Annotated in this window: 20 protein-coding genes; 8 read left to right on the forward strand and 12 right to left on the reverse strand. The window is 64.9% G+C overall.

Annotated elements, in window-relative coordinates; translation table 11 throughout:
- Nucleotides 1–150 precede the first annotated feature (150 nt).
- The 6 genes from DY468_RS16140 to DY468_RS16165 all read right to left on the reverse strand — a co-directional run bounded on the left by DY468_RS16140 (nt 151) and on the right by DY468_RS16165 (nt 6,778).
- Nucleotides 151–1,140, reverse strand: a complete 990-nt coding sequence (locus tag DY468_RS16140; RefSeq protein WP_164605822.1) for a PDR/VanB family oxidoreductase — start codon at nt 1,138–1,140, stop codon at nt 151–153.
- Nucleotides 1,141–1,171: 31 nt separating this feature from the next.
- Nucleotides 1,172–1,927 (reverse strand): GntR family transcriptional regulator, encoded by a 756-nt coding sequence (locus tag DY468_RS16145; protein WP_164605823.1) that lies wholly within the window; start codon nt 1,925–1,927, stop codon nt 1,172–1,174.
- A gap of 3 nt (nt 1,928–1,930) precedes the next feature.
- Nucleotides 1,931–2,974 (reverse strand): aromatic ring-hydroxylating dioxygenase subunit alpha, encoded by a 1,044-nt coding sequence (locus DY468_RS16150; RefSeq protein ID WP_164605824.1) that lies wholly within the window; start codon nt 2,972–2,974, stop codon nt 1,931–1,933.
- Nucleotides 2,975–3,462: 488 nt separating this feature from the next.
- A complete protein-coding gene (locus DY468_RS16155; RefSeq protein ID WP_164605825.1) occupies nt 3,463–4,305 on the reverse strand; it encodes an AAA family ATPase in 843 nt (280 codons plus the stop codon).
- Between the two features lie 115 nt (nt 4,306–4,420).
- Nucleotides 4,421–4,675 (reverse strand): GlsB/YeaQ/YmgE family stress response membrane protein, encoded by a 255-nt coding sequence (locus DY468_RS16160; RefSeq protein WP_164605826.1) that lies wholly within the window; start codon nt 4,673–4,675, stop codon nt 4,421–4,423.
- Nucleotides 4,676–4,840: 165 nt separating this feature from the next.
- Nucleotides 4,841–6,778 carry a diguanylate cyclase gene (locus DY468_RS16165; protein WP_164605863.1) on the reverse strand — a complete coding sequence of 646 codons (1,938 nt, stop codon included), beginning with the start codon at nt 6,776–6,778 and terminating at the stop codon, nt 4,841–4,843.
- Nucleotides 6,779–6,946: 168 nt separating this feature from the next.
- Here DY468_RS16165 and DY468_RS16170 point away from each other — a divergent pair, with 168 nt between their 5' ends.
- The 3 genes from DY468_RS16170 to sseA all read left to right on the forward strand — a co-directional run bounded on the left by DY468_RS16170 (nt 6,947) and on the right by sseA (nt 9,688).
- Nucleotides 6,947–8,122, forward strand: coding sequence for a vWA domain-containing protein (locus tag DY468_RS16170; protein ID WP_164605827.1), 1,176 nt, complete (start codon nt 6,947–6,949; stop codon nt 8,120–8,122).
- 153 nt (nt 8,123–8,275) lie between these two features.
- Complete coding sequence (locus tag DY468_RS16175; protein ID WP_164605828.1) at nt 8,276–8,692, forward strand: rhodanese-like domain-containing protein; 417 nt, start codon at nt 8,276–8,278, stop codon at nt 8,690–8,692.
- Nucleotides 8,693–8,830: 138 nt separating this feature from the next.
- Nucleotides 8,831–9,688 carry a 3-mercaptopyruvate sulfurtransferase gene (gene sseA / locus DY468_RS16180; RefSeq protein WP_164605829.1) on the forward strand — a complete coding sequence of 286 codons (858 nt, stop codon included), beginning with the start codon at nt 8,831–8,833 and terminating at the stop codon, nt 9,686–9,688.
- Between the two features lie 16 nt (nt 9,689–9,704).
- On the opposite strand, the gene DY468_RS16185 is transcribed toward sseA, so the two are convergent.
- Nucleotides 9,705–10,658 carry a hypothetical protein gene (locus DY468_RS16185; RefSeq protein WP_349644290.1) on the reverse strand — a complete coding sequence of 318 codons (954 nt, stop codon included), beginning with the start codon at nt 10,656–10,658 and terminating at the stop codon, nt 9,705–9,707.
- Between the two features lie 435 nt (nt 10,659–11,093).
- Between DY468_RS16185 and DY468_RS16190 the strand changes: the two genes are divergently transcribed.
- Nucleotides 11,094–12,272 (forward strand): L,D-transpeptidase, encoded by a 1,179-nt coding sequence (locus tag DY468_RS16190; RefSeq protein WP_164605830.1) that lies wholly within the window; start codon nt 11,094–11,096, stop codon nt 12,270–12,272.
- Nucleotides 12,273–12,379: 107 nt separating this feature from the next.
- On the opposite strand, the gene DY468_RS16195 is transcribed toward DY468_RS16190, so the two are convergent.
- Nucleotides 12,380–12,583 (reverse strand): hypothetical protein, encoded by a 204-nt coding sequence (locus DY468_RS16195; protein ID WP_164605831.1) that lies wholly within the window; start codon nt 12,581–12,583, stop codon nt 12,380–12,382.
- A gap of 235 nt (nt 12,584–12,818) precedes the next feature.
- Here DY468_RS16195 and ettA point away from each other — a divergent pair, with 235 nt between their 5' ends.
- A complete protein-coding gene (gene ettA / locus DY468_RS16200; protein WP_164605832.1) occupies nt 12,819–14,468 on the forward strand; it encodes an energy-dependent translational throttle protein EttA in 1,650 nt (549 codons plus the stop codon).
- Nucleotides 14,469–14,793: 325 nt separating this feature from the next.
- Here ettA and brnA read toward each other — a convergent pair whose 3' ends face one another.
- On the reverse strand, nt 14,794–15,051 hold the full coding sequence (gene brnA / locus DY468_RS16205) for a type II toxin-antitoxin system BrnA family antitoxin (RefSeq protein ID WP_012497031.1): 258 nt from the start codon (nt 15,049–15,051) through the stop codon (nt 14,794–14,796).
- Nucleotides 15,038–15,337, reverse strand: a complete 300-nt coding sequence (locus tag DY468_RS16210; protein ID WP_164605833.1) for a BrnT family toxin — start codon at nt 15,335–15,337, stop codon at nt 15,038–15,040. The genes brnA and DY468_RS16210 overlap by 14 nt, the downstream gene beginning before the upstream one ends.
- A gap of 99 nt (nt 15,338–15,436) precedes the next feature.
- Between DY468_RS16210 and tam the strand changes: the two genes are divergently transcribed.
- The 3 genes from tam (at nt 15,437) to DY468_RS16225 (ending at nt 18,207) form a co-directional block, all read left to right on the forward strand.
- The gene (gene tam, locus DY468_RS16215; RefSeq protein ID WP_164605834.1) at nt 15,437–16,207 is read left to right on the forward strand and encodes a trans-aconitate 2-methyltransferase; all 771 of its coding nucleotides are present in this window, start codon (nt 15,437–15,439) and stop codon (nt 16,205–16,207) included.
- 168 nt (nt 16,208–16,375) lie between these two features.
- Nucleotides 16,376–16,966 (forward strand): TIGR00645 family protein, encoded by a 591-nt coding sequence (locus DY468_RS16220; protein WP_164605835.1) that lies wholly within the window; start codon nt 16,376–16,378, stop codon nt 16,964–16,966.
- Complete coding sequence (locus DY468_RS16225; protein WP_502706232.1) at nt 16,963–18,207, forward strand: lytic murein transglycosylase; 1,245 nt, start codon at nt 16,963–16,965, stop codon at nt 18,205–18,207. Before DY468_RS16220 ends, DY468_RS16225 begins: the two co-directional genes overlap by 4 nt.
- Nucleotides 18,208–18,301: 94 nt before the next feature.
- On the opposite strand, the gene DY468_RS16230 is transcribed toward DY468_RS16225, so the two are convergent.
- Together DY468_RS16230 and DY468_RS16235 are read right to left on the reverse strand one after the other, a co-directional pair.
- Nucleotides 18,302–18,586 carry a hypothetical protein gene (locus DY468_RS16230; protein ID WP_164605836.1) on the reverse strand — a complete coding sequence of 95 codons (285 nt, stop codon included), beginning with the start codon at nt 18,584–18,586 and terminating at the stop codon, nt 18,302–18,304.
- A 228-nt stretch (nt 18,587–18,814) separates the two neighbouring features.
- Nucleotides 18,815–19,162 carry a hypothetical protein gene (locus DY468_RS16235; RefSeq protein WP_164605837.1) on the reverse strand — a complete coding sequence of 116 codons (348 nt, stop codon included), beginning with the start codon at nt 19,160–19,162 and terminating at the stop codon, nt 18,815–18,817.
- Nucleotides 19,163–19,204: the final 42 nt, after the last annotated feature.

Here is a 19,204-nt window from a genome sequence, read left to right on the forward strand (position 1 = left end):
CGTACTCAGCGATCAGAAAACGCCACTTCTGGATGTAGTTTCTTTCAATCGTCCGATCGAAGCTGTTGTCGCGCATCGAAGCCTCCCTGATGGGTGGATTCGATCACCGAATTGTTGAACATGCACAGCAATGACGCGAGAGATTCGCTGCTACGCAGCCCCCGGTAGCTGATCCGGCCGGTACAAGGTGTCGATAGTCACTGTGCCGCGGGCGCGGGAGACGCAGGCGCACATTTTGCCGCTGTCGTGCTTCTGATGCTCGCTGAAGAACACGTCGCGGTGGTCGATCTCGCCATCGACCGCAGTGACGTCGACCGCGCAGACGCCGCATTCGCCGCGTTCGCAATCGGAAATCACGTCGAAACCGGCAGCGTTCAGAGCATCCAGCATCGAGCGATCGCGCGGCACCACGATCTCGCTGCCGGTGGCGGCGATGCGGACGCGGAATTCGCTGGTCGGCAGCCGGCCGCTGGAGCCGAAGGTTTCGAAACGCAGATCGCTCGCCGGGCGTCCGGCCTGATGCCAAGCGTGCCGCGCCGCCTCCAGCATCCGCAGCGGGCCACACAGCACCGCCACCGCGCCTTCGGGAAGCGCGCGGAAGGTGGTGTCGAGGTCGAGCCGGGCGCCTTCGTCGCTGGCATGGAGCCGCAGCCGGTCGCCAAGCAGGCTGCTCAGTTCGTCGTGGAGCGCGGCATCGCTGCGGGATTTCACCGCGTAGTGCATCGTCAGCTCAGCGCCGCGGCGGGCGAGCGCAGCGGCGATCCCCAGCATCGGTGTCACGCCGATGCCGCCGGCGATCAGCGCGTAGTGCTGACGGCTCCAATCGATCTCGAACAGCGAGGTCGGATGGGTGATGTCGATCCGCTGCCCTGGCTTCAGCGCCCACATCGCTTGCGATCCGCCGCGGCTGTCAGCGGCGAGCCGCACCGCGATCCGCAGCCGTCCTTGTTCCGGCGCACCGACCAGCGAGTAGCTGCGCTTGTCGGGCTTGCCATCGATCAGCACCGCGACGTTGATATGGCTACCGGGTGCGCAGGTCGTGACCGCCGTATCCGGCTCGAGCACGATCTCACGGATCGACGGCGTCAGGTCGCGGGTCGAAACGACGGTGCTGCTGGTCCACTGTTCGGCGAAGCGCATCGCGGCCTCCTGTCGGTGGGTGGTAGAGCGATTACTTGTCGGCGGCCTGCGTCACCAGCGTCAGCGCCGGCAACAGGTCGAGATGGGTGCGGCTTCGCAGCGCTAAGCGCAGGTTACGCACCGCAAGCCGGGCGTGTTCGCGCATCACCGCTTCGGCGCGCGCGCCTTCGCGGTTCTCGATTGCGTCGATCACGGCGCGGTGGTGATCCTGTGCGATCAGCAGGATTTGGTGTGCCTCCGGCAGTCCCGATTGCGCCATCACGAAAGCGCTCGGCGAGGCGAAGGGGAGGGCCGCGACACGGTCGATCTGGCGCATCACCGGCGCCGAGCCGCACAGCTCGTTGAGCAGCGCGTGAAACCGCGCGTTCAGCGCCACATAGGCCGAGAACGCGTCGACCGAGATCGGATCCTGCCGCACCAGGTCGTCGATATCGCCGAGGCATTGCTTCAGCGGTTCGAGCTGCCGGACGCTGGCGCCGCGCTCGGCGGCGAGCCGGGCGGCGAGGCCCTCCATGGTGCCGCGCAGTTCGATCGAGTCCAGGATGTCGCGTTCGGAAAACGCTTTCACCATGAAGCCGCCGGACGGGATCGCCTGCAGCAGGCCCTCGTCCTCCAGCCGCACCAGCGCCATCCGCACCGGCGTGCGCGACACCCCGGTGATATCGACCGCCTGCAGTTCGGAGATCCGTTCGCCGGCGCGGAGCTGCCCGGACAGCACCATGTCGCGCAGCGCAAGCTGCGCGCGCACGGTCTGCGACATCGAACGGTCGGCGGCCTTGTCGTTCATCGCTTACTCCGCCGCCTGCAGTTTCGGCGCGTTCTCCTGTGCCACCATGCGGTCGATCAGCTTGCGCGACCACATCGCGCCGGCGTCGATGTTCAGGTTGTAAAACACCCGATCGGGGTTCTCGAGCATCGCGCGCTGCTGCGCTTCGAGGATGATCTCGTCCTCGCGGAAGATGCCGGAGACGCCCTCGCGGATCTCGGTGGTGAGCCGCTGGTCGCTGAGCCGATAGTTACGCACGAACGCCCAGAAGTAGTGGCAGGTGGTGTCGGTCTCCGGCGTCATGGTGTTGAGCACGAAGCCGTTGACGCCCTGCGAGCGATCACCGTGCGGCGCGCCGCTGCCGGCCGGGGCCACGCCGACGTCGATCGTCACCGTGCCCGGCGCTTCGAACCGGATGATCTGCCAGCGATCCACCAGGCCCGGCTTGCCGAGCTGCGCGGCCCAGAACGGCGGCGGTTCGATGCCGTGCATCCAGCGCGTCACGGTCACCGTGCGGTCGCCATGGGTGACATCGAACGGTGCCTCGGCCACTGCCTCGTTGCCGATCGAGGAGCCGTGCACATAGGTCTCGTGAGTGAGGTCCATCAGATTGTCGACGACGAGGCGCCAGTCGCATTTGGCGTGGATGGTCTTGCCATCGCCGGCCCAGGCCGGATCGTCGTTCCAGTGCATGTCGGGAACGAGCGAAGGATCGGCCAGCACCGGATCGCCCATCCACAGCCAGACGAAGCGATGCCGCTCGACCACCGGATAGGACCGCACGCAGGCCGACGGATTGATCGTCTCCTGCGACGGCATGTAGGTGCAGCGGCCCTGCGGATTGAACTTCAGCCCGTGATAGCCGCAGACCACGGTGTCGCCCTCGAGCCGCCCTTTGGACAGCGGCACCAGACGATGCCAGCAGGCGTCCTCCAGCGCGGCGACGCTGCCGTCCGCCTTTCGATACATCACGACATGCTTGCCGCAGATCGTGCGGGGAAACAGCGCGTGCTTGATGTCGGCGTCCCACGCCGCCGCATACCAGGCGTTGAGCGGAAAGGCGGGCATCGTGGCCTCCCTGAGCATTATTGATTGAGTTCATACTGTATACAGGAAAGGTAGGATGACAAGGATGGACTGCAAAATATTCCTCGTATTGGCGATTGATGTATACATAAAACCGGTCGAGGAGCGCTGCTCGGCTGCGCTGGCGAGGCGGTAAAGGACTGAGCCAAAACGAAAATGGCCGGGACAAGCCCGGCCATGACGCAAATTCTGATGGGTCGATCGTGAAGCTGCCTGCGGGGAAGCAATGCAGCGGGCAGAACGTCTCGGGATTCCGGGCTCGCGCTACGCGCGCCCCGGAATGACGTAACGAGTAGTACGCTAACTTTTGTCATTCCGGGATGCGCCGCGCAGCGGCGCAGGCCCGGAATCCATACTCCTTCGACTCTCGATAGCCGGGGCGTCGCGACCTCGTGCCCAACGGCCGGGGCGGTGGTTATGGATTCCGGGGTCGCGCTATGCGTGCCCCGGAATGACGAACGAGATAGGCTTTACACTTCCCGCCGGCTCAAAAACGCCAGCCGTTCGAACAGGTGGACGTCCTGCTCGTTCTTCAGCAGCGCGCCGTGCAGCGGCGGGATCAGCTTGCGCGGGTCGCGTTCCTTGAGCTGCTCCGGCGTCATTTCCTCGTTGAGCAGAAGCTTCAGCCAGTCGAGCAGTTCGGAGGTCGACGGCTTCTTCTTCAGGCCGGGCACGTCGCGCACTTCGAAGAAGATCTTCAGCGCTTCTTCGACCAGGCGCTGCTTGATGCCTGGGAAGTGGACGTCGACGATCGCCTGCATGGTGTCGGCGTCCGGGAACTTGATGTAGTGGAAGAAGCAGCGGCGCAGGAACGCGTCCGGCAGTTCCTTTTCGTTGTTCGAGGTGATCACCACGATCGGGCGCTTGGCGGCCTTGATGGTTTCGCCGGTCTCGTAGACGTGGAATTCCATCCGGTCGAGTTCGAGCAACAGATCGTTCGGGAATTCGATGTCGGCCTTGTCGATCTCGTCGATCAGCAGCACCGGGCGCTGCTCGGCGGTGAACGCTTCCCACAGCTTGCCGCGCTTGATGTAGTTCTTGATGTCCGACACGCGCGGATCGCCGAGTTGGCTGTCGCGCAGGCGGCTGACCGCGTCGTATTCGTACAAGCCCTGCTGCGCCTTGGTGGTCGACTTGATGTGCCAGGTCAGCAGCGGCGCGTTCAGCGCCCGGGACACTTCCTCCGCCAGCACGGTCTTGCCGGTGCCGGGCTCGCCCTTCACCAGGAGCGGCCGTTCGAGCACGATCGCCGCATTGACGGCGATCTTGAGGTCGTCGGTCGCTACATAATCCTTGGTGCCGGTGAACTTCATGCGTTTCAGCCTCGTCTGATCCGGCGCGCGCGCCGTTGTTGTTGTTTGTTGATTGGTGGTGGCTAGAGAACAGGGAGCGGCCGCAGGCGGCGACCGCTGTCAGGCGATGTCGGTATCAGGCTCTGCGGATCATCGCCAGCAGCACCAGCACGATCACGGCGCCGATCGCGGAATTGATGATCGCGCGGAAAATTCCGACGCCGAGATTGACGCCGAGGAACGGCAGCAGCCAGCCCGCGACCACGGCGCCGACGATGCCGATCACCACGTTGCCGATCAGTCCGAATCCGCCGCCGCGAACGATCAGCCCCGCGAGCCAGCCGGCGATCGCGCCGACCAGAAGCCAGACCAGAATGGAATCGATTCCCATTGCGCTCCTCGTCCTTGTTCGTCTCGTCGCCGGGTTTATGCCCCGACAACAGGCGCGACTTTAGCGCGCATCGCGCGGGACAGGCTATCGTTTTCGCAGGATGCGGCAAGCCGAGGTTTCGTGCGCAAATTGTAGCTTGCGATCGGCCGGCGCGAGGGGGCGATGTCAGGACGCCGATGCGGTCGATGCCGGCTCCTGCCCCGGCTGCAGCGGGCCGGCATCGGCGACGAAAGCGGCCGGCGCGGCGCCGATGCAGCGGTCGCGGCCGCGCCGCTTGGCTTCGTACAACGCGATGTCGGCGTCGCGCAGCAGCAACGCAGAATCGAATGGCGCAGTGCCACAGGCGAAGCCGATGCTGACGGTGAGGCAACCCTGCGCCGAGGCGGGGTTGCGGACCGCGAGTGCACGCACCGCGCCGCGCAGGCTCTCGGCGAAGTTCTTCGCCGCATCGGCGTCCGCGTCGGGCAGCACGATGGTGAACTCCTCGCCGCCGTAACGCGCGGCAAAGCCGTGCATGCCAGTCACCAGATTACTGAACAGATTGCCGAGCTGGCGCAGCGCATCGTCGCCGCCCTGATGGCCGAAATGATCGTTGAAGCCCTTGAAGTCGTCGACGTCGATCATCAGCACCGCCAAGCTGGCGGCGGAGCCGATCGCACGGCCGATGAAGCCGTCGAGCGACCGGCGGTTGGGCAGGCCGGTGAGGCCGTCGGTCCGTGCTAATTCCGCCAAGCGGGCATTGAGCGCCTTGACCTCCTGCTCCATCAGCTTGCGCTGCGTGACGTCGCGCAGCGTGCCGACGACGCAATTGCCCGGGCCGTCGTCGGAACGGGTGTAGGCGAAGTTCGCTTCGAGCCAGACAAGATCGCCTTCGGCGCGTCGCATCCGAAACTCGGCGCACAATCCGGTCTGCGATTTCCGCAGTCGCTCGGCGACCGCCTGAAGGGCCGGCACGTCATCGACATGCACCATCTCGGTCCAAGAGCGGCCGATCAGTTGCTCCGGTTTCAGGCCGAGCACGGCCTCGACCGACATCGACACGAACCGCATGATCCCGCGCATATCGGTCAGCACGATCACGTCGCCCATATTGGCGTCGATCAGCCGGTAGTGCGCGTCGCGTTCGCGCAGCAGGTTTTGCACCTCCTGACGGCGGCGAAGCTGCGCCGCAAGCCCTGCCGCCAACAGCACGACGCAAGCCAGCATCGCCGTCGCCACCGTGGTGTCGGATCGCACCGCCTCACGCCAGCCGGCCAGCACGGAGTCCTTCGTCCGTGCCACCGTCACCACCAACGGATAGCGGCTGGACTCTCGATACGCGAGGTATTTGGCCAGACCATCGAACGGCGAAACGGTGAGGTAGAAGCCGTCGGAACTCTGGCGCAGCGCAGTCCGGAACAGAGCCGAGTCCGACATGTCGCGGCCGCTCTGCAGCGACGGCCATTGAATCAGCAGTCGGCCGTCGTTGTGCAACAGCGCGATGCTGCCGCCGGGGCCGAGATCGATCGTCTTGTAGAAGTCGCCGAAGTAATTGCTGGCGATAGTCGCCACCACGACGCCGGCAAAACGGCCGTCCTTGGTATCGAGCCGGCGGCTGACGGCGAACACGGACACCCCTGAGGTGCGAGACTGGAGCGGGCCGGTAATCAGCAGCTTCTGGTCGGGGTGATCGCGATGATAGCCGAAATAGCTGCGGTCCGCGTTGTTGAGCTGTGGCACCGGCATGACTGAGGCGTGGGTCACGTCGCCTGCGGCATCGACGATCGCCACGTCGGAAAGTTGCGGCAGATTGTCGACCAGCGCACGCAATCGCCGATTGAAGGATTCGCCCGGGTCCGGTCGCCACTTCAGGGACGAGACGATGCCCTCGAGCGCAACGTCTGCCCCCTGGAAGGTATGGGTCGCGTGCTCGGCAAGCGACTGCGCCAAGTTCCGCGTCTCGGTTTCATTTTGCGCCAGTGCGATCCGACGGGAATCGTACCCCTTCCACACCATCAGCCCGAGCACACATGCGCCCAGCGCCGTCACGAACAACGTGACGACCAGCGTCGCGGTGGAAACGCGGCCGATCCAGCTTCTGAGCAGGGCAAGGCGAGGGAACATCGACACGGCCATTCTTCGGGCGCCTGTGATTGCACCCCGGATACTTTACCGACTGATAATTCCGCCACTCGGATTTGACCGTATCGAGGCCTCAGAAGCGAGTTTTCAACAGACACCGCAGAGGTATTCCGTCTTGACGGGGCCGCAGGGTCGGGCAATCTGTCCGTTATGTTCCTTCAATTCTTCACGTCGCTGCGCGATGCGCAGGTTCCGGTCACGCTTCGCGAATATCTGACGCTGATGGAGGCGCTCGACGCCGACCTCGCCGATCAGAGCGTGGAGAATTTTTACTACCTGTCGCGCGCCGCGCTGGTGAAAGACGAGCGCAATCTCGACAAGTTCGACCGGGTGTTCGGGTCCACCTTCAAGGGCCTGGAAAACCTGCTCGATGCGATGGAGAAGGCCGAGATCCCGGCCGAATGGCTGAAGAAACTCGCCGAGAAATATCTCACCGAGGAAGAGAAGAAGCAGATCGAGGCGATGGGCTGGGACAAGCTCATGGAAACGCTGAAGAAGCGCCTCGAGGAGCAGAAGAAGCGCCACCAGGGCGGCAACAAATGGATCGGCACCGCCGGAACCTCGCCGTTCGGCGCCGAGGGCTACAATCCGGAAGGCGTGCGGATCGGTCAGGAGAAGAGCCGGCACCAGCGCGCCGTGAAGGTTTGGGACAAGCGCGAATTCAAGGATCTCGACGGCAATGTCGAACTCGGCATCCGCAACATCAAGGTCGCGCTGCGGCGTTTGCGCAAATTCGCCCGCACCGGCGCGCCCGACGAACTCGATCTCGACACCACGATCCGCGAGACCGCCAATCACGGCTATCTCGACGTGCACATGCGGCCCGAGCGCCGCAACGCCGTGAAGGTGCTGGTGTTCTTCGATATCGGCGGCTCGATGGACAGCCACATCGCTCAAGTCGAGGAATTGTTCTCGGCGGCCAAGAGCGAATTCAAGCACATGGAATATTTTTACTTCCACAATTGCCTGTACGAAGGCGTGTGGAAGCAGAACAAGCGCCGCTTCACCGATCGTACTCCGACCTGGGACGTGCTGCACAAGTTCCCGCACGATTACAAAGTCGTGTTCGTCGGTGATGCGTCGATGAGCCCTTACGAGATCATGGTGCCGGGCGGCTCGGTCGAGCACGTCAACGAAGAGGCCGGCCACGTCTGGCTGGAGCGGGTGCTGCAGACCTATCCGCACACGGTGTGGCTGAACCCGGTGGCGCAGCGGCATTGGGACTACTCGGAGAGCACCACCATCATCCGCCGGCTGTTCTCGCAGCGGATGTATCCGATCACGATCGAAGGGCTCGAAGGCGCGATGCGCGAGCTGGTGCGGTAGGACGAGATTGCGCCGTCATTCCGGGGCGCGAGCGCCAGCTCGCGAAGCCGGAGTTTCGCGGTGCTCTGAACTTCGAGATTCCGGGTTCGCGCTGCGTGCGGCCCGGAATGACGGACTAATTCAATCGATAAGAAACGAAAACAAGGAACGACCATGTCCCAGACCATCACCCGCGGCATCAAGACGATGCTCGACGAGGCCAATGCGTCGATCGAGACGCTGACCACGGCGGACGCGATCGCGTTGCACAAGTCCGGCGCCAGCGACGTGGTGATCGTCGACATCCGCGATCCGCGCGAGATCGAGCGCGACGGCAAGATCCCGGGCTCGTTCTCCTGCACCCGCGGCATGCTGGAATTCTGGATCGATCCGCAGAGCCCTTACGCCAAGCCGATCTTTCAGGAAGACAAGAAGTTCGTCTTCTATTGCGCCGGCGGTCTGCGCTCGGCGCTCGCCGCCAAGACCGCGCAGGACATGGGCCTGAAGCCGGTCGCGCATATCGAAGGCGGTTTCGGCGCCTGGCGCGATGCCGGCGGCCCGATCGAAGCCTGGGTGCCGAAGAAGAAGTGAGCGCGGCGCATTGGGCGTCGATCTCCGCTGTCGGATCGTCACACGCGGGCTTGACCCGCGTGTCCATCTCCTTCGTAAGATGATGGATCGCCGGGTCGAGCCCGGCGGTGACACTCAGACCAAAGGCGACGGCATCCCATGACAGCTCACACTGATCCCCTGGTCTCCACCGAATGGCTCGCCGCGCGGCTCGGCGATCCGAAGGTGAAGATCATCGACGCGAGCTTCAAGATGCCGGGCGTGCTGCCGCTGCCGGCCGAGGATTATCTCGCCGCGCACATTCCCGGCGCGGTGTTCTTCGACGTCGAGGCGGTGTCGGATCACACCAGCCCGCTACCGCACATGTATCCGACTGCGGAGCAGTTCGCGCGCGACGTCGAGGCGCTCGGCATCTCGTCGGGCGACACCGTCGTTGCCTATGATGCCGGCGGCTGGGCTGCGGCGCCGCGGGCATGGTGGATGTTCCTGTCGTTCGGCCATGCCGACATCCGCATTCTCGACGGCGGATTGAAGAAGTGGATGGCCGAGGGGCGGCCGACGGAGGCCGGCAAGCCGACGATCGTGCCGGGCCGCTTCAGCGCCGAGCTCGACCCGTCGTTCATCCGCAGCCGCGATCAGCTCGTTGCCAACCTCGACAGTTCCGCCGAGCAGGTGATCGATGCCCGCGGTGCGCCGCGGTTCGACGGCAGCGTTGCCGAGCCGCGGCCCGGCCTGCGCGCCGGCCACATCCCAGGCAGCCGCAATCTGCCCTACAACGAGCTGATCGATCCCGCGACCGGTACGATGAAGCCGCTCGACGAGATGCGGCACGCGTTCGAAAAGGCTGGGCTCGACCTTGGCCGGCCTGTGGTTACGACCTGCGGCTCGGGCGTGTCGGCCGCGGTGCTCACGCTGGCCCTCTATCGGCTGGGCGTGCGCGGTTCGGCGCTGTACGACGGCTCGTGGTCGGAATGGGGGCTGCAGGACGGCCCGCCGATCGCCACCGGCGCGGCGTAACCTCGAACAACTTCGCTTACAGACCGAAGCCGGGCTGTTGCTGCTGCGGCTGTTCGGTCCGCGGCACGCGGCGACGCGCTTCCTGGCGACGCTTCTTCAGCGGGCGCCGCGCGGTCGGCTTCGGCCGCGCTACCGGCAGCGGTGTCGCATCGAGCGGCGGCAGCGGCTGCTCGCCGAGCGATCCGGTCAGATCCGCACCCGCGTCGTCCGGTGCCACGGCGGTGGGGGAGGTCGGTGCCGCCGGTTGTTCGGCGGCGGCGGTCTTGGGCCGTTCGCGCGGGTCGCGGCGCGGCGTCGGGATCGGCCCGGTCAGTGGCGCGACCTCTGGCAGCAATTCGGCTGTGGAATCGGGAACGGGAGCCGCCGCCGGCGGTGTGGCGGGGGCAGCGGCGGTGGCCGTCGGGTCGATCGCGGCGGCCTGCAGCGGCGCCGGCGCGACCGGCTTGTCATTCGCTTCCGCCTTTTGGTTGTCGTCCTGCTTCGGCACGTCGGGAGCGATCGGCGTCGTCACGGTCTGCGCGGCTGAAGCCGGCGCCGCAGCCGTCGCGGCAGCGCCGGGCACCGTGGTCGGCTGTTGCGGCGGCAGCGAAGTTGACTGCGGTGCAGGCTCTGACGTGGACGACGGCTGTTCGGTCTGTGTCTGCGGAGCCGGTGCGGGCGCCGGTGTATCCGCGGCCGGCGGCTGCAGGGCTGCGGTGTGGGCTGGATCGATCAGGGTGGGGGCTGGCTTCTGAGTTCCGTCGTCCTCATGCGCAGCCGGACGATCGGCGACAGCAGGAGCGCTCGGTTGGTGGTCCGCGCTCGCGGGGGCGGGCGACGCCGGTGGATCGACCCGAAGCATGCTCAGACTCGGCGTCGGGCCCTCGGGCGCTCGTGCCAGCAAGGTGATCGACGGTGGCCGGACCGTGTGCACGTTGACGAACTGCTCGTGCGCCGCGCGGAGCAAGGCGGCGGCGCCAAGGCCGAACACCAGCAACGAAACCGCAAGCGTAATCGCCGCGAACAGGAACCGGAAACCGGGAAGCATCTCGGATTCATTCCGTCATCACGCTCGAACGCGACGACACTTTTCGACCAACACCAACGCGGCGACCACTGCGACATCCGATTCGCGACCAGCACAAAACGAGCAGCGAATCAGAGCCAACTCAGAATAGCGCAAAACGAGTCGCATCACGCCACGTTGAAGCCGCCGATTCATTCGCGGGCCAAGTCGAGGCCGACCGCCGTGGCCAGCGTGGTACATTTGTCGCAGTCGGCCGATTTCCGGCATCGCTGGGCCGGTGAAGTGCCGAGAATGTCGATTTTCGCCTGATTTTGCCGGCACTGTCTTGAATGCGCCGTGATCCTCCGGCATCCCGGCGCCGTTAACGGTCCGGTTGCCGTTCCGATTTACAAACGGGTTATGATGAACAAGCGCTTACTGACGTTGCTGGCGTCCGCTGCCGTGGTCGCCGCGGGAACCTCCGCTGCGCTCGCGCAGAGCTATCCCTCGACTCCCGGCGCCTATGTCGGGCAGGCCGGCGAGGACCGTCCCGGGCTGCCGAATTTCGACAGCATCGACGACGAGGAAGCACCGGTCGCCCGCAATTCCGGCACGCTGCCGCCACCCGGCCCGGTGACGTCGCCGGATGACCCGCGCTACGGCCGTCCGATGGGGGCGCCGACCTATTCCAACGCTGCGCCGCAGGGGCCGGTGATGTCGCCGGACGACCCTCGCTACGGCCGCCCGATGGGCGCTCCGGCGTATTCGAACGCGGCTCCGGCCGCCGCATCGCAAGGCCCGGTGATGTCGCCGGACGATCCGCGCTACGGCCAGCCGATGGGCCAGCCTTCGGTGATCTATTCTGACCGTGGTGACGGCATGCGTCCGCCCGCGGGTGTCGGCGGAGCCCAGGCCGGTGCCGGCGGGCCGCAGCTCGGCGCCGACGGCAGGCCGCTGCAGGTCTCCGCGCTGCCGCCGGAAGACCAGCCGGAAGCCGATCAGAGCGTGCAACTGCCGCCGAACCTGCGTCGGCAGGAGGTTGATTTCAAAACCAAGGAGCCGCCGGGCACCATCGTGGTCGATACTGCGAACACGCATCTGTACTACGTGCTCGGAAACGGCCGTGCGATGCGTTACGGCGTCCGCGTCGGCCGCGACGGGTTCACTTGGAACGGCGTGCAGAAGATCACCCGCAAGGCGGAGTGGCCGGATTGGCATCCGCCGACCGAGATGATCGAGCGTCAGCCTTACCTGCCGCGCTTCATGGCCGGCGGTCCGGGCAATCCGCTCGGCGCCCGCGCGATGTATCTGGGTTCTACCGTGTATCGCATCCACGGCACCAATCAGCCGTCGACGATCGGCAAATTCGTGTCGTCGGGCTGCATCGGCATGCTGAACGAGGACGTCGAGGATCTGTTCGATCGCGTCAAGGTCGGTACCCGTGTCGTGGTGCTGCCGGGCTCGCCGGCCAGGCCGACCGCGACCGCTCAGGCGCAATCCGCCACGAACGGACAGGCAATGCCTCAGCAACTTGCTCCGTTGCCGGGCGCACAACCGACCTCGGTGCAACCGTTGCCGGCTCCGGTCACCATCCGCTGACCTGATCGGTCGCTGATACAAAGATCTGGAACGAATACGACGCCCGCCGATGCCAGCCATCGGCGGGCGTTTTGTTGGCCGGTCGAAGGGTCGTCGGCGCGACGCGATCAGCCGCGTGGCGGCGGCATGTGACCGTGCTTGGCGCGCCAAGCGGGGCCGGGGCCGCGCATGTAGTGCAGTTCGGGGCGATATGGCGAGAACGCCTGGACGAAGAACTGGCGCCAGAACAGCCGGATTTCAGCCAGCAGGCTGTCGTCGCGCGCGCCTTGCGGCTGGTGTGCTGCTTCGCTGGTGGTGGTGAGGCTCGCCATCGTTCTGCCCCGCGATCCGCGCGCTCCGGCGCAACGGCTCGTCTTCGCTGCCGTCGATGACGAGTGTTGGTCGAGGTCGTTAAAATTGTCTTCGAATCGTTCGCGCCTCGTAAACGCACGAGAACAGGCTTAATTGCCACTTAACGCCGCGGTGCCTCGGGTTGCCCTTTGCGGGCCGCGCCGTTACATCAGCGACAACCGATTTTCCCCGCACGCACCGCGTTCAAGGACCACGATGGCTCGCCAGTTCGTCTATTTCATGCAGGGTCTGACCAAGGCCTATCCGACCCGCAAGGTGCTGGATAACGTTCATCTGTCGTTCTACCCGGACGCCAAGATCGGCGTGCTCGGCGTCAACGGCGCCGGTAAATCGACCCTGCTGAAGATCATGGCGGGGATCGACAAGGAATATACCGGCGAGGCCTGGGTCGCCGAGGGCGCCCGCGTCGGCTACCTCGAACAGGAGCCGCAGCTCGATCCGGCGCTGAACGTGCGCGAGAACGTCATGCTCGGCGTCGCCAAGCAGAAGGCGATCCTCGATCGCTACAACGAGCTGGCGATGAACTACTCCGAAGAGACCGCCGACGAGATGACGGCGCTGCAGGACCAGATCGAGTCCGCAGGGCTGTGGGATCTCGACAGCAAGGTCGATCAGGCGATGGACGCGCTGCGCTGTCCGCCGGACGACGCCGACGTCACCAAGCTGTCGGGCGGCGAGCGCCGCCGCGTCGCGCTGTGCCGCCTCTTGCTAGACCAGCCCGACCTGCTGCTGCTGGACGAACCGACCAACCACCTCGACGCCGAGTCGGTGTCGTGGCTGGAAAGCCACCTGCGCAACTATCCCGGCGCGATCCTGATCGTCACCCACGATCGCTACTTCCTCGACAACGTCACGAGCTGGATTCTCGAGCTCGACCGCGGCCGCGGCATTCCCTACGAGGGCAACTACTCGTCCTGGCTGGTGCAGAAGCAGAAGCGGCTGCTGCAGGAAGGCCGCGAGGATGCGGCCCATCAGAAGACGCTCGAGCGCGAGCAGGAGTGGATCGCCTCGTCGCCCAAGGCCCGGCAGGCCAAATCCAAGGCGCGCTATCAGCGCTACGAGGAACTGCTCGCCAAGGCGAGCGAGAAGCAGACCCAGACCGCGCAGATCATCATCCCGGTGGCCGAGCGGCTCGGCAACAATGTCGTCGACTTCGACGGCCTGACCAAGGGCTTCGGCGACAAGCTGCTGATCGACAATCTGACCTTCAAGCTGCCGCCGGGCGGCATCGTCGGCGTGATCGGCCCGAACGGCGCCGGCAAGACCACGCTGTTCCGGATGATCACCGGGCAGGAGAAGCCGGACCAAGGCACCATCACGGTCGGCGAGACCGTGCATCTCGGCTATGTCGACCAGTCGCGCGACAGCCTCGATGCCAAGAAGACGGTGTGGGAGGAGATTTCCGGCGGCAACGAGCTGATCCTGCTCGGCAAGAAGGAAGTCAACTCGCGCGGCTACTGCTCGGCGTTCAACTTCAAGGGCGGCGATCAGCAGAAGAAGGTCGGCTCGCTGTCGGGCGGTGAGCGCAACCGCGTCCACCTCGCTAAGATGCTGAAGTCCGGCGCCAACGTACTGCTGCTCGACGAACCGACCAACGACCTCGACGTCGATACGCTGCGCGCGCTCGAAGAGGCGCTGGAGGATTTCGCCGGCTGCGCCGTGATCATCAGCCACGACCGCTGGTTCCTCGACCGTATCGCCACCCACATCCTGGCGTTCGAAGACGACAGCCACGTCGAGTGGTTCGAAGGCAACTTCCAGGACTACGAGAAGGACAAGATGCGCCGTCTCGGCCAGGACGCCATCATCCCGCACCGGGCCAAGTACAAGAAGCTGACGCGCTGAGGCGCGTCAGCTCAGATTGATTACAAACCCCTCGATTTTGGCTGCGGCCGTAATCGAGGGGTTTTGATTCCGGTAGGCTCTACGTTTGAATCTGAGACGTTTCTTTCGGCCTCAGAGGTTTGTCAGCAGTCTGAGGACGTTCGCGCTGTTCGTTGACCGATCGCGTTAAGCCTGTCGTGGAAGGTGACGAGCGTTGCTCCGAAGTGGCTCGCTGTCGGCAGATGGACCGCATCGGGAGCACGGGCGAGCATCCGCTCAGTCTGGCCGCCTTGGGTCTTGGTATTTTCCGCCGAAAGCTACAGCTAATCTTCAAGCGAATACTTGGCTATCCCACCTTCTCACTCAGCCACATCTTGATCAACGACTGATACGGCACGTCGCGCTTGTTGGCGGCGACTTTGATCTGCTCCAGGAGCTCCGTCGGCAGTCTGATCGAGATGGATGTCGTTGACGGTTTCAAGTTTGGGAAAGTGACGCGCTCGGCTTTGCTCCAGTCGAGATAGTCGCTCGAATCGTGGGTCTCCCAGAATAGCCGTTCCTCAGCTTCCGATTTGAAGGAGGGGATGGGCTTAAGCTTTTTCATAACTGCTCCTGTCCCTTCGGCTCATGTCGCGCGCGGAGATGATACGTATCAAGGTCTCGTCGGCTCGCAGCGTAAAGGTGACGTGCAGCAGGCGTCCTGCCGTGGTGTGACCCAGAGCATGGAGCCGGCGTTCCGAGCCGCTGTGTTTGGTGTCTTCTTGCAGCAGAAGCGGTCGATGCATGAACACGCTTTCGGCTTCCAATTGGCCGACGTCGTGTTTTTCCGCGCTCTTGCGGAGATTGCCGTCGTCCCAATCAAAGCCGACGACGCGGCTCAGGTCGATCATCTGTATATGTCACAAATATACGATCGCTGGAGGATATTGCAAAATCCTTCCCGATCAATAGCTTTCCCCTCGCAGACTCGGGGGCGCAAGGGACGCTGAATGGCCGACTGGAATGCCGAGCAATACCTGAAATTCGAAGACGAGCGGACCCGGCCGGCGCGGGATTTGCTGGCGCAGGTGCCGATAACGGCGCCGCGCAAGGTCGCCGATATCGGCTGCGGGCCGGGCAATTCGACTGCGCTCCTCGTCGAGCGCTGGCCGGAGGCCGCGGTGATCGGCGTCGACACCTCCGCCGACATGCTGCGTCAGGCGAGGGAACGCTTACCGCAGCACAAGTTCATCGAGGCCAATGTGGCGCATTGGGCGCCTCCGGCCGGTACTGACGTGCTGTTCGCCAATGCGGTGTTTCAGTGGGTGCCCGATCACCTCAAGCACCTCAAGCGGCTGGTTGCCGGACTCGAATCCGGTGGCGTGCTCGCCGTGCAGATGCCCGACAATCTCGACGAGCCGTCGCATATCCTGATGCGCGAGGTCGCGCTGCAGGAGACCTGGCGCCATCAATTGTCGAAAGCCGCCGAGCTGCGCGACACGCTGCCGAAGCCGGGTGTGTATTACGACGCGTTGCGGCCGTTGTGCAGCCGGTTGGAGATCTGGCACACCGTCTACAACCATGTCCTCGACGGCCCTGAAGCGATCGTCGAATGGGTCAAGGGCACCGGGCTGCGGCCGTTCATCGACCCGCTGGAACTGCCGGAGCGCAAGAGCTATCTGGCGGCATATACCGCGCGGATCGCTGCGGCCTATCCGGCCCAGGCCGACGGCAAGGTCCTGCTCCGGTTCCCGCGGATCTTCCTCGTCGCCGTCAAATAGCCGGCTTGGCCGCAGATCCCGTGCGGCGGTTCGGCGGCATCTGCGTCGGCCGGCTTCGTGGTTTCGGCCGCCAACTGCGGTTAAACGCCGCTCCCCGGAGTCTCGACAGAATCGAAGGAAGTTCCCAAGTGACTGTTCGCCCTTTCACGCTGTTCGGAGCTTTCCTACATGTCGATGACACCCGAGACGCCGCTTCCGCCGAAAGGACTGGGGCTGCGGCCGATCCCCATGCTGATCTTCGGTTCGCGCTGGCTGCAATTGCCGCTGTATGTCGGCCTGATCGTCGCGCAGGGCATCTACGTCGTGCTGTTCCTGAAGGAGCTGTGGCATCTGTTCCAGCATTCCTTCGACTTCAGCGAGCAGCAGATCATGCTGGCGGTGCTGGGCCTGATCGATGTGGTGATGATCTCCAACCTTCTGGTGATGGTGATCGTCGGCGGCTACGAGACCTTCGTGTCGCGGCTCAACCTGCGCGGGCACCCCGACGAGCCGGAGTGGCTCAGCCACGTCAATGCCAGCGTGCTGAAGATCAAGCTGGCGATGGCGATCATCGGCATCTCCTCGATCCATCTGCTGCGCACTTTCATCGAAGCCGGCAACCTCGGCGCGGCCGGCAAGGTGGGCGGCTACACCGAGACCGGGGTGATGTGGCAGACCATTATCCACACCGTGTTCATTCTGTCGGCGATCGGTATCGCCTACGTCGACCGGATCTCCAATCTGGCGATCGAGGAAGCGAAAGCCCACGCGGAGCATTGATCCGGCGGGCACTCGCGGCGGTCCTGCTGGGCGCGACGGTGGCGGCCGCCGTGCTGTCCGGCGCGACCGCTGCGCGCGCCGCGGACGCCGGATTCACACGCTTCATTGCGTCGCTGTGGCCGGAGGCGCAACAGGCCGGCGTCTCGCGCGCGACGTTCGACGCGGTCACCGCCGGCCTCGAACCGGACTACAAGCTGCCCGACCTGATCCTGCCCGGCCGGCCGAAGACCGGCGCGCCGCGGCAGGCCGAGTTCGTCCAGGTGCCGGCCGATTACGTCAAGGAATCGCGAATCGAAGGCCTTGCCGCGCACGGCCGCAAGCTGCTCGACAAGTATCGGTCGACCCTGAACGGAATCGAACGACGGTTCGGCGTGCCGGGGCCGGTGGTACTGGCGATCTGGGGACGCGAAACCGATTACGGCCGCTACCGGCTGCCCTACGATGCGGTGCGGGTGCTGGCGACTCAGGCCTATGTCGGGCGCCGCAAGGAGCAGTACCGCGTCGAATTGATCGAGGCGATGAAGATCATCAGCGACGGCGTGGTGACGCGGCAGGGCATGCGCTCGTCCTGGGCTGGCGCCACCGGTCTGACCCAGTTCCTGCCGTCCGAATACTACAAGCACGGTGTCGATTTCGACGGCGACGGCAAGGTCGACATCTGGCATTCGGTGCCGGATGCGCTGGCCTCCGCGGCGCAGCAGCTCGTCAACAAGGGCTGGCAGGGCGGCGTGCGCTGGGCCTACGAGGTCAAGGCGCCGGAGCGTGCCGATTGCACCCAAGGTGTGCCGGAGGTGACCAAGCCGATCGGCCAGTGGCTGCGCGAGGGGTTTACGTTGGCGCGGCCGGCCAAGCTGAGCGCCGAGGAGCTGCGACAGCCCGCTTCGCTGTTGCAGCCGGAGGGAAGCTACGGTCCGGCGTTCCTGACCACGAAGAATTACTTCGTGATCAAGGAATACAATTTCTCCGATCTGTATGTGCTGTTCGTCGGCCATCTCGCCGACCGGATGACCGATCCGCGTCCGTTCGCGACGCCATGGTCGGCCTCGACGCAGCTTCGCACCAAGGACGTCGAAGCGATGCAGCGCGGGCTGGCGCGGCTCGGCTTGTATCAGGACAAGGTCGATGGCAAGGCGGGGATGCTGACCCGCGCCGCACTCGGCGCTTATCAGAAGCGCGCCGGTCTGAGGGTCGACTGCTGGCCGAGCGAAGTCGTGTTGCGATCGATCGAAGCGGCGCGCTGAGGGGCGAACAAAAATCAGGCGCAAACAAAAACCCGGCCGATCGCTCGGCCGGGTTTGGCATTCTGGTCGGCGCACGCCGTGCGCCGCGGCCGGATCAATCGCACACGCGAACGCGGCGCGAACGCCACACGCCGGCGTAGTCGTCCCAGAATCGCTCGCGTGCCCAGTGGCACGGCGGCTCTTCGACATAGACCGGGGCGGGCTCGGCGTAGGCGGGGCGGCTGTTGGCGAGCGCGCCACCGAGCAGCGCGCCGCCGATCAGGCCACCCGCGATGCCGGCGGCAATCCGACCGCCATCGGCCTTGGCAGGCGGGGCGATGCTGACCAGCGAACCGGCAACGGTCGCGGCCGCAAGCAGGACGGTAACAGTCTTCTTCATCTGAGAGGCTCTCCTGAGATCGCGCCGCGCCTGGCGCATTATGAACGAACCGGTACTCCCCGACCGCACAGCACCAAAAAAGCACAATGCCGTCAATTGTCGCAAATCGGCTGGCGGATCAGTGGCTCCGAAAAACGGTGTTTTTCGGGCCATTACCGCCGGCTCGCGACGTCAAGCGGGCCTTTAGGCTGCCGACTTTGTCGGAATCGGACAGCGAAAGGTTCAAGCTCAGTCGCAGACACGGATTCGACGGAGTCGCCAGCCGTAGCCGTCCCAGAATCGCTGACGCTGCCAGTAGCAACCGCCGTAATATCCAGGCGACACCACATAGGCCGGGGCAGGGCGGTAGCCGTAGACGTAGCGCGGGCCGTAACCATAGCCGTATCCGCCGCCATAGTAATAGCCGGGGCTGCCGTAATAGGGCGATGCAAGCGCACCGCCGATGAGCGCGCCGCCGATCAGACCGGCCGCGATTCCCGCGCCGAAACCGTCATGCGCCTGTGCCGGCGCGGTTGATCCAACCGCCGCAACCGCCAGTGTTGCGGCTGTAGCCAACGCCATCATCGACTTTCTCATGGCATCACCTTTCGATCGATCGCCGGACCAGATGGGGCGCGG

Origin of the sequence: Rhodopseudomonas sp. BR0M22 (assembly GCF_010907035.1) — a bacterium.
In the GTDB taxonomy this organism is placed as follows: domain Bacteria; phylum Pseudomonadota; class Alphaproteobacteria; order Rhizobiales; family Xanthobacteraceae; genus Rhodopseudomonas.

Bases quoted from the DNA above. Each gene is read 5' to 3' on its own strand.
- DY468_RS16140 (WP_164605822.1), bottom strand. From the start codon at position 1,140: ATGCGCTTCGCCGAACAGTGGACCAGCAGCACCGTCGTTTCGACCCGC.
- DY468_RS16145 (WP_164605823.1), bottom strand. From the start codon at position 1,927: ATGAACGACAAGGCCGCCGACCGTTCGATGTCGCAGACCGTGCGCGCG.
- DY468_RS16150 (WP_164605824.1), bottom strand. From the start codon at position 2,974: ATGCCCGCCTTTCCGCTCAACGCCTGGTATGCGGCGGCGTGGGACGCC.
- DY468_RS16155 (WP_164605825.1), bottom strand. From the start codon at position 4,305: ATGAAGTTCACCGGCACCAAGGATTATGTAGCGACCGACGACCTCAAG.
- DY468_RS16160 (WP_164605826.1), bottom strand. From the start codon at position 4,675: ATGGGAATCGATTCCATTCTGGTCTGGCTTCTGGTCGGCGCGATCGCC.
- DY468_RS16165 (WP_164605863.1), bottom strand. From the start codon at position 6,778: ATGTTCCCTCGCCTTGCCCTGCTCAGAAGCTGGATCGGCCGCGTTTCC.
- DY468_RS16170 (WP_164605827.1), top strand. From the start codon at position 6,947: ATGTTCCTTCAATTCTTCACGTCGCTGCGCGATGCGCAGGTTCCGGTC.
- DY468_RS16175 (WP_164605828.1), top strand. From the start codon at position 8,276: ATGTCCCAGACCATCACCCGCGGCATCAAGACGATGCTCGACGAGGCC.
- sseA (WP_164605829.1), top strand. From the start codon at position 8,831: ATGACAGCTCACACTGATCCCCTGGTCTCCACCGAATGGCTCGCCGCG.
- DY468_RS16190 (WP_164605830.1), top strand. From the start codon at position 11,094: ATGATGAACAAGCGCTTACTGACGTTGCTGGCGTCCGCTGCCGTGGTC.
- DY468_RS16195 (WP_164605831.1), bottom strand. From the start codon at position 12,583: ATGGCGAGCCTCACCACCACCAGCGAAGCAGCACACCAGCCGCAAGGC.
- ettA (WP_164605832.1), top strand. From the start codon at position 12,819: ATGGCTCGCCAGTTCGTCTATTTCATGCAGGGTCTGACCAAGGCCTAT.
- brnA (WP_012497031.1), bottom strand. From the start codon at position 15,051: ATGAAAAAGCTTAAGCCCATCCCCTCCTTCAAATCGGAAGCTGAGGAA.
- DY468_RS16210 (WP_164605833.1), bottom strand. From the start codon at position 15,337: ATGATCGACCTGAGCCGCGTCGTCGGCTTTGATTGGGACGACGGCAAT.
- tam (WP_164605834.1), top strand. From the start codon at position 15,437: ATGGCCGACTGGAATGCCGAGCAATACCTGAAATTCGAAGACGAGCGG.
- DY468_RS16220 (WP_164605835.1), top strand. From the start codon at position 16,376: ATGTCGATGACACCCGAGACGCCGCTTCCGCCGAAAGGACTGGGGCTG.
- DY468_RS16230 (WP_164605836.1), bottom strand. From the start codon at position 18,586: ATGAAGAAGACTGTTACCGTCCTGCTTGCGGCCGCGACCGTTGCCGGT.
- DY468_RS16235 (WP_164605837.1), bottom strand. From the start codon at position 19,162: ATGAGAAAGTCGATGATGGCGTTGGCTACAGCCGCAACACTGGCGGTT.